Origin of the sequence: Streptomyces sp. NRRL S-31 (genome assembly GCF_000718775.1) — a bacterium.
GTDB lineage: Bacteria > Actinomycetota > Actinomycetes > Streptomycetales > Streptomycetaceae > Streptomyces.
Map to the genome: position 1 here is coordinate 97036 of NZ_JOCB01000021.1, position 7006 is coordinate 104041.

At 73.3% G+C, this 7006-nt stretch carries 8 protein-coding genes; 7 read left to right on the top strand and 1 reads right to left on the bottom strand.

The window, feature by feature from the left end; translation table 11 throughout:
* Window positions 1–51: 51 nt before the first annotated feature.
* Complete coding sequence (locus tag IF37_RS0111415; protein WP_030740099.1) at window positions 52–438, bottom strand: metallopeptidase family protein; 387 nt, start codon at window positions 436–438, stop codon at window positions 52–54.
* 352 nt (window positions 439–790) lie between these two features.
* Here IF37_RS0111415 and IF37_RS0111420 point away from each other — a divergent pair, with 352 nt between their 5' ends.
* From IF37_RS0111420 to IF37_RS41890, 7 genes are all read left to right on the top strand, one after another.
* Window positions 791–1216, top strand: a complete 426-nt coding sequence (locus tag IF37_RS0111420) for a DUF3499 domain-containing protein (RefSeq protein WP_079165668.1) — start codon at window positions 791–793, stop codon at window positions 1214–1216.
* A 156-nt stretch (window positions 1217–1372) separates the two neighbouring features.
* Complete coding sequence (locus tag IF37_RS0111425; protein ID WP_030740105.1) at window positions 1373–2737, top strand: phosphomannomutase/phosphoglucomutase; 1365 nt, start codon at window positions 1373–1375, stop codon at window positions 2735–2737.
* A gap of 72 nt (window positions 2738–2809) precedes the next feature.
* Window positions 2810–2980 carry a Trm112 family protein gene (locus IF37_RS41885; RefSeq protein ID WP_079165669.1) on the top strand — a complete coding sequence of 57 codons (171 nt, stop codon included), beginning with the start codon at window positions 2810–2812 and terminating at the stop codon, window positions 2978–2980.
* A gap of 57 nt (window positions 2981–3037) precedes the next feature.
* Window positions 3038–4165: an SIS domain-containing protein gene (locus tag IF37_RS0111435; RefSeq protein WP_030740107.1), complete on the top strand. Its 1128-nt coding sequence runs from the start codon at window positions 3038–3040 to the stop codon at window positions 4163–4165.
* Window positions 4166–4256: 91 nt separating this feature from the next.
* Window positions 4257–5408 (top strand): mannose-6-phosphate isomerase, class I, encoded by a 1152-nt coding sequence (gene manA, locus IF37_RS0111440; RefSeq protein WP_030740110.1) that lies wholly within the window; start codon window positions 4257–4259, stop codon window positions 5406–5408.
* Window positions 5409–5575: 167 nt separating this feature from the next.
* Complete coding sequence (locus IF37_RS0111445; protein WP_030740113.1) at window positions 5576–6556, top strand: cation diffusion facilitator family transporter; 981 nt, start codon at window positions 5576–5578, stop codon at window positions 6554–6556.
* 324 nt (window positions 6557–6880) lie between these two features.
* A partial coding sequence (locus tag IF37_RS41890; RefSeq protein WP_158727326.1) for an adenosylhomocysteinase occupies window positions 6881–7006 on the top strand: 126 nt, incomplete at its 3' end.

Consider the following 7006-nt stretch of genomic DNA (forward strand, 5'->3'; position numbering starts at 1 on the left):
CCGGCACCGGTACGGGGCGGACGGCGGGAGTCCGACGGAACTCCCCGCTCCTCAGTCCTCCCCGTACCGCGGATCCACCGTCTCCGGCGTCAGCCCGAGCAGCTCGGCCACCTGCTCCACCACGACCTCGTGCACCAGCGCCGCGCGCTCGTCCCGTCCCTTGGTCCGGATCTCCACCGGCCGCCGGTACACGACCACCCGGGCCCGCCGACCGTCTTGCGCGGGGAGGGTGCCACCGAGCGGCACGGTCCCGTCCGCCCATGCCGCCTGCTCGCCCCGCCCGTCCAGCCGGGGCACCTCCAGCACCAGGAAGTCGATGTCGGCCAGCTGCGGCCAGTGCCGTTCCAGACGTTCCACGGAGTCCTGCACCAGGTCCGCGAACACCTCGGCGCGGCTGGCCGCCAGCGGCACCTGCGGCGGCGCGATCGGCCCTCGCATGCCCCGCCCGTGGCGATCACGGCGACGGGGTCCGGGTCCGGTGGCACGGGGCGGTACACGGTTGTCCATCACTGGTGAAGCGTAGTCCCCGCGCCCTGCGCCCGTCCGGTTCCACGCGGCGAACCGGCCCCCGGCTCCCCGTGTCGCGGGATGACCGTTCCAGCCAACGTCTGGCTCGTTTCCGTAACTCTCCCAGACCGCCGAACTCAAGGCAATTGACGGTGTTTGTACCGAGTCATGACCGGGCAGCGGCCCGTCCGGCACCCCTTATGGCCCGGTCCGCGCAGGTCAGCGGGGTCCGTCCCCAAGGGGGTGTGGGGCGGATCACAGCGCGACACGGTGGAGTGACCTGGTGGGGAGTCGTCGCGGCCCGCTCAAGAGTGCGGTACCGTCCATCGTCGTGAGCCCTGTACGTCGCTGTTCGCGCACCGCCTGCGGCCGACCCGCCGTCGCGACGCTGACGTACGTCTACGCCGACTCGACCGCGGTCCTCGGCCCGCTCGCCACCTACGCCGAACCCCACTGCTACGACCTGTGCGCCGAGCACTCCGAGCGCCTCACCGCCCCGCGCGGCTGGGAGGTCGTACGGCTCCTCGACGGCTCCGCGCCCGCGCGGCCCAGCGGAGACGACCTGGAGGCGCTGGCCAACGCCGTGCGCGAGGCGGCCCGCCCGCAGGAGCGCACGGCCGAGGCGGGCGGTGGCACGACCCGTGCCGCGGACCCCATGGAGGTCGCCCGCCGCGGCCACCTGAGAGTGCTGCGCTCCCCGGACAAGTGAAGGCCGGCCCGCGCCGCCCCCGCCAGGCGTGACGATTCGCCTCGCGCGGGCGTTACCGCAGGGGGCCCACGGCGGGTCCACCCGGTGTCCGCACGTCCCCCGCTCACCCCGGACGGGTAGTTTGTGGGCACCCATAGGACTTCAGGAGGGTTGGCCGTGACTGCTGATCTGTCACAGATCGTGAAGGCGTACGACGTGCGCGGAGTGGTCCCGGACCAGTGGGACGAGGAACTGGCCGCACTCTTCGGCGCCGCCTTCGCGGACGTGACGGGGGCGGCGGCCATCGTCGTCGGCCACGACATGCGGCCCTCGTCCCCCGCCCTCTCCCGCGCCTTCGCGCGCGGCGCGGCGGACCGCGGCGTGGACGTCACCGAGATCGGCCTGTGCTCCACGGACCAGCTGTACTACGCCTCCGGCGCGCTGGACCTCCCCGGCGCCATGTTCACGGCCTCCCACAACCCGGCCCGGTACAACGGCATCAAGCTGTGCCGCGCGGGTGCCGCCCCGGTCGGCCAGGACACCGGCCTGGCGCGGATCCGCGAGCTGGCCGAGCGCTGGCTGGCGGAGGGCGCCCCGCGCCCCGTCGACCGCCCGGGAACCCTCACCTCCCGCGAGACGTTGGAGGACTACGCGGCGTACCTCCGCTCCCTCGTCGACCTCTCCTCCATCCGCCCGCTGAAGGTCGTGGTCGACGCCGGCAACGGCATGGGCGGCCACACGGTCCCCTCGGTCTTCGACGGCCTGCCCCTGACCCTCGTCCCGATGTACTTCGAACTGGACGGCACCTTCCCCAACCACGAGGCCAACCCGCTCGACCCGGCCAACCTCGTGGACCTCCAGAAGAGGGTCCCCGCGGAGGGCGCCGACCTCGGCATCGCCTTCGACGGCGACGCCGACCGCTGCTTCGTCGTGGACGAGAACGGCGACCCGGTCTCCCCGTCCGCGATCACCGCGCTGGTCGCCGCCCGCGAACTGGCCCGCAACGGCGGCACGGGCACCGTCATCCACAACCTGATCACGTCCCGCACCGTCCCCGAGGTCGTGCGGGAACACGGCGGCACCCCGGCCCGTACCCGGGTCGGCCACTCCTTCATCAAGGCCGAGATGGCCCGCACCGGCGCCATCTTCGGCGGCGAGCACTCGGCGCACTACTACTTCAAGGACTTCTGGAACGCCGACACCGGCATGCTGGCCGCCCTGCACGTCCTCGCGGCCCTCGGCGGCCAGGAAGGCCCGCTCTCCGCCCTGGTCGCCCAGTACGACCGCTACACGGGCTCCGGCGAGATCAACTCCACCGTCGCCGACCAGGCCGCCCGCCTCGCCGCGATCCGGGCCGCGTACGAGGGCCGCCCCGGCGTCACCCTCGACGACCTCGACGGCCTCACGGTCGCCGCGGCCGACTGGTGGTTCAACGTCCGCCCGTCCAACACGGAACCGCTGCTCCGCCTGAACGCCGAGGCCGAGGACGCGGCGACGATGGCCAAGATCCGCGACGAGGCGCTGGCGATCATCAGGGGCTGATCCGCCTGCCCAACGGCGGTACGCTGACCGGGCATGTCCACAGACCCACCCCCGCTCCCGAAGGGACACCCCATGGCGCTCGAAGCCGGCCTCCTGGAGATCCTCGCCTGCCCGGCCTGCCACGCCCCCCTGAAGGAGCAGGACAGCGAGCTGATCTGCACCGGCCAGGACTGCGGCCTCGCCTACCCGGTCCGCGACGGCATCCCGGTCCTGCTGGTCGACGAGGCCCGCCGCCCCGTCTGACGCGGCACCCGCCCCTCGTAGCACCCACAGGACCCCGGCGATCGGAGGCTGCCGCCCATGCTGGACGAATCGCTGCTCGACACCCCGGAGGGCCTCGCCGCGGCCGACCGCCTAGGTCTGCTGCGCGGCGCGGCGGAGGCCGGCGCCCGCGTCCGCACCGCCGCCCGGCACGCCGCCGAGGCCGGCGTCGGCGACCTCAAGCCCGACGGCCGCCCCCGCGCCGTCCTCATCGCCGGCCCCGGCGCCGCCGCCACCCACACCGCCGACCTCCTCGGCACCCTGGCCGGTGTCGGCAGCCCCGTAGTCCGGCTCGCCCCCGTCGGCGTGGCCCCGGCCGCGGGCGCCCTGCGCTGGGAACTCCCGGGCTGGGCCGGCTCCGTGGACCTGCTGCTCATCGCCACCCCGGACGGCACCGAACCGAGCCTCTCCCTCCTCGCCGACCAGGCCTACCGCCGCGGCTGCACCGTCGTCGGCGTGGCTCCGCCCCACACCCCGCTCGCCGAGGCGGTCGACGGCGCCCACGGCCTGTTCGTGCCGATGGCCACGGCCCCCTACGACCAGGGGGAGCCGGTCGCCGCGTCCTCCCCGGGCGTCTTCTGGGCGCTGCTCACCCCGCTGCTGGCGCTGCTGGACCGCATCGGCCTGCTCAGCGCCCCGCCGGAGGCCCTGGAGAAGGTCGCCGACCGCCTCGACCACATCGCCGAGCGCTGCGGCCCCGCCATCGCGACCTACAGCAACTCGGCCAAGACCCTCGCCGCCGAACTCGCCGACGCGCTCCCCGTCGTGTGGACGGAGGGCACCTCGGCCGGTCCGGCGGGCCGCCGGTTCGCCGCCGCCCTCGCCGAGCTCGCCGGCCGCCCCGCCCTGGTCGCGGAACTGCCCGAGGCGCTCGCCGAGCACAGCGCCCTGCTGGCCGGTCCGCTCGCCGCCAGCGCCGACCCGGACGACTTCTTCCGCGACCGCGTGGAGGAGCCGCCCGCGCTGCACGCGCGCGTGGTGCTGCTCCGCGACCGCCCGATCGGCGGCCTCACCGCCGCCCCGGCCGCCCGGGACGTGGCCCTCAGCCACGACACGCCGATCAGCGAACTGGAGCCGGAGGAGGGCGGCGAACTGGAGACCCTGGCGGAACTGATCGCCGTCACGGATTTCGCCGCCGTTTACCTGGCGCTCGCTTCGGGGGCCTGATCTGACTCGTGGCCGGCCCCCCGCGCCCAGCGGCGCGGGGGGAAGCGACGACGCCGGCCGAGTCGCGTACGTACGGAGACAGAGAAGACACATGGACCGCCTCGACAACACCGTCCGCCCCTACGCCTGGGGTTCCCCCACCGCCATCCCGCACCTGCTCGGCGTCGCGCCGACCGGCGAGCCCCAGGCGGAGATGTGGATGGGAGCGCACCCGGGCGCCCCGTCGCGCACCCACCGCGGCACCCTCGTCGAGGTCATCCAGGCCGACCCGGAACGCGAACTCGGCGCCCGCGCGGTCGCGAAGTTCGGCCCCCACCTGCCGTTCCTGCTCAAGATCCTCGCCGCCGGCGCCCCCCTGTCGCTCCAGGTGCACCCCGACCTGAAGCAGGCCCAGGAGGGGTACGCCGACGAGGAGCGGCGCGGCGTCCCGATCGACGCCCCGTACCGCAACTACAAGGACGCCAACCACAAGCCCGAGCTGATCTGCGCGCTCACCGAGTTCGACGGCCTGTGCGGCTTCCGCGCCCCGCTCCAGGCCGCCGGTCTGCTCGACGGACTCGGCGTGGACTCCCTCAAGCCGTACGTCGACCTGCTGCACGCCCACCCCGAGGACGCCGCCCTGCGCGAGGTCCTCACCGCGATCCTCAGCGCCGACCCCGAGGAGACCGCCCGCACGGTCGCCGAGGCCGCCGCGGCCTGCGTCCGCCTCGGCGGCGCCTACGCCCCCTACGCCGACATCGCCCGCCACTACCCGGGCGACCCGGGCGTCATCGCCGCCATGCTCCTCAACCACGTCCGGCTCCAGCCCGGCGAGGCCCTCTTCCTCGGCGCCGGCATCCCGCACGCCTACCTCAGCGGCCTCGGCGTCGAGATCATGGCCAACTCCGACAACGTCCTGCGCTGCGGCCTGACCCCCAAGCACGTCGACGTCCCCGAACTGCTGCGGATCGTCCGCTTCACCCCGAGCGACCCGGGCGTGCTGCGCCCGGAGGCGTCGCCGGACGGCGAAGAGGTCTACGAGACGCCGATCGACGAGTTCCGGCTCTCCCGCTACGTCCTCCCCGAGGGCGGCGCCAGCCACGACCTCACCCGGGACACCCCGCAGATCCTGCTCTGCACGGCCGGTGCCGTCCGGGCCGGCGAGCAGGAACTGGGCCCCGGCCGCTCGGTGTTCGTCCCGGCCGGCGAGCAGGCGGAGATCTCGGGAACGGGCACCGTCTTCCGCGCCACCGTGATCGTCTGACCGGGGCTGTGGACAGACCGCGGATCATATGACCGGGGTTGTGGACACCTGACGCGTCGGTGCCCGGCGGGCTGCAAGAATGATCCACCGGCAAAGGCCGGGCAAAGCCGGGTACCTGCCCGGACAGAAGTACGAGGCCGGCACAGGCGAAGGGACAACGCGGACACATGAGCGCGTCAGGCGGTACCAAGGCGATCGTGGCGGCACTCGGCGCCAACCTCGCGATCGCGGCATCGAAGTTCGTGGCGTTCGCGTTCAGCGGCTCCTCCTCGATGCTCGCCGAGGGCGTCCACTCGCTCGCCGACTCGGGCAACCAGTTCCTGCTGCTCGTCGGCGGCAAGAAGGCACAGCGCGAGGCCACCCCGCAACACCCCTTCGGCTACGGCCGCGAGCGGTACATCTACGCCTTCCTGGTCTCCATCGTCCTCTTCTCCGTCGGCGGCATGTTCGCCGTCTACGAGGGTTTCGAGAAGATCCGCCACCCGCACGAACTGGAGCACTGGTACTGGCCGGTCGGCGTCCTCCTCTTCGCGATCATCGCCGAGGGCTTCTCCTTCCGCACCGCCATCAAGGAGTCCAACGAGCTGCGCGGCAGGCTCTCCTGGGCCCAGTTCATCCGCCGCGCCAAGGCGCCCGAGCTGCCCGTCGTCCTCCTGGAGGACTTCGGCGCGCTCATCGGTCTGGCCCTCGCCCTCGGCGGCGTCGGCCTCTCCCTGCTCACCGGCGACGGCGTCTGGGACGGCATCGGCACCGTCTGCATCGGTGTCCTGCTCGTCCTGATCGCCCTGGTCCTGGCCGCCGAGACCAAGTCGCTGCTGCTGGGCGAGGCCGCGGGCGTCGAGGACGTCAAGAAGATCGAGGCCGCGATCGTCGACGGCGACACGGTCACCCGCATCATCCACATGCGCACGCTGCACCTCGGCCCCGAGGAACTGCTGATCGCCGCGAAGATCGCCGTCCGGCACGACGACACCGCCGCCGAGGTCGCGACCGCCATCGACGCCGCCGAGGCCCGCATCCGCGCCGCCGTCCCCATCGCCCGCGTGATCTACCTGGAGCCCGACATATACAGCGAGACCGAGGCCGCCAAGGGCCCGGACCCGGAGGCCACCCCGGGCGGCCCCAACCCGCACCCCGCCGGTCACTGACCCGGGCAGCCGGCCGGTTCCCCGCCCCGCCCCGGCACGCTGCCGGCGTACCGCCCGCCTCGAGAACGGCCGGAGGAAGACCAGAGGAATCCGACGGCGGACTGGGGCCCACGGGGGCGTGCGGTGTAGCTTGGGACGGAGCCAGACGTCGCTGCTGATGGCGGTCGGGTGGTCACCATGGACCGGCCGAGGGAGAGAGGGCCTCCGACGGACTGCGCTGCGCGCACGCGGGCATGCCTGTGTCCTCTTCTCGGGCACCCCTGTGTCCGCCGCCGCGCAGACCAGCCGTACCCACCTCGCCCCAACCCCGAGGAGCAGCTCGCAATGACGACTGTCGAGAACCGACAGGACTTCAAGGTCGCCGACCTGTCGCTGGCCGAGTTCGGCCGTAAGGAGATCACCCTCGCCGAGCATGAGATGCCCGGTCTGATGGCGATCCGCAAGGAGTAT

Coding starts and splice junctions, on each gene's coding strand:
- IF37_RS0111415 (WP_030740099.1), bottom strand. CDS start 438: ATGCGAGGGCCGATCGCGCCGCCGCAGGTGCCGCTGGCGGCCAGCCGC.
- IF37_RS41885 (WP_079165669.1), top strand. CDS start 2,810: ATGGCGCTCGAAGCCGGCCTCCTGGAGATCCTCGCCTGCCCGGCCTGC.
- IF37_RS0111435 (WP_030740107.1), top strand. CDS start 3,038: ATGCTGGACGAATCGCTGCTCGACACCCCGGAGGGCCTCGCCGCGGCC.
- manA (WP_030740110.1), top strand. CDS start 4,257: ATGGACCGCCTCGACAACACCGTCCGCCCCTACGCCTGGGGTTCCCCC.
- IF37_RS0111445 (WP_030740113.1), top strand. CDS start 5,576: ATGAGCGCGTCAGGCGGTACCAAGGCGATCGTGGCGGCACTCGGCGCC.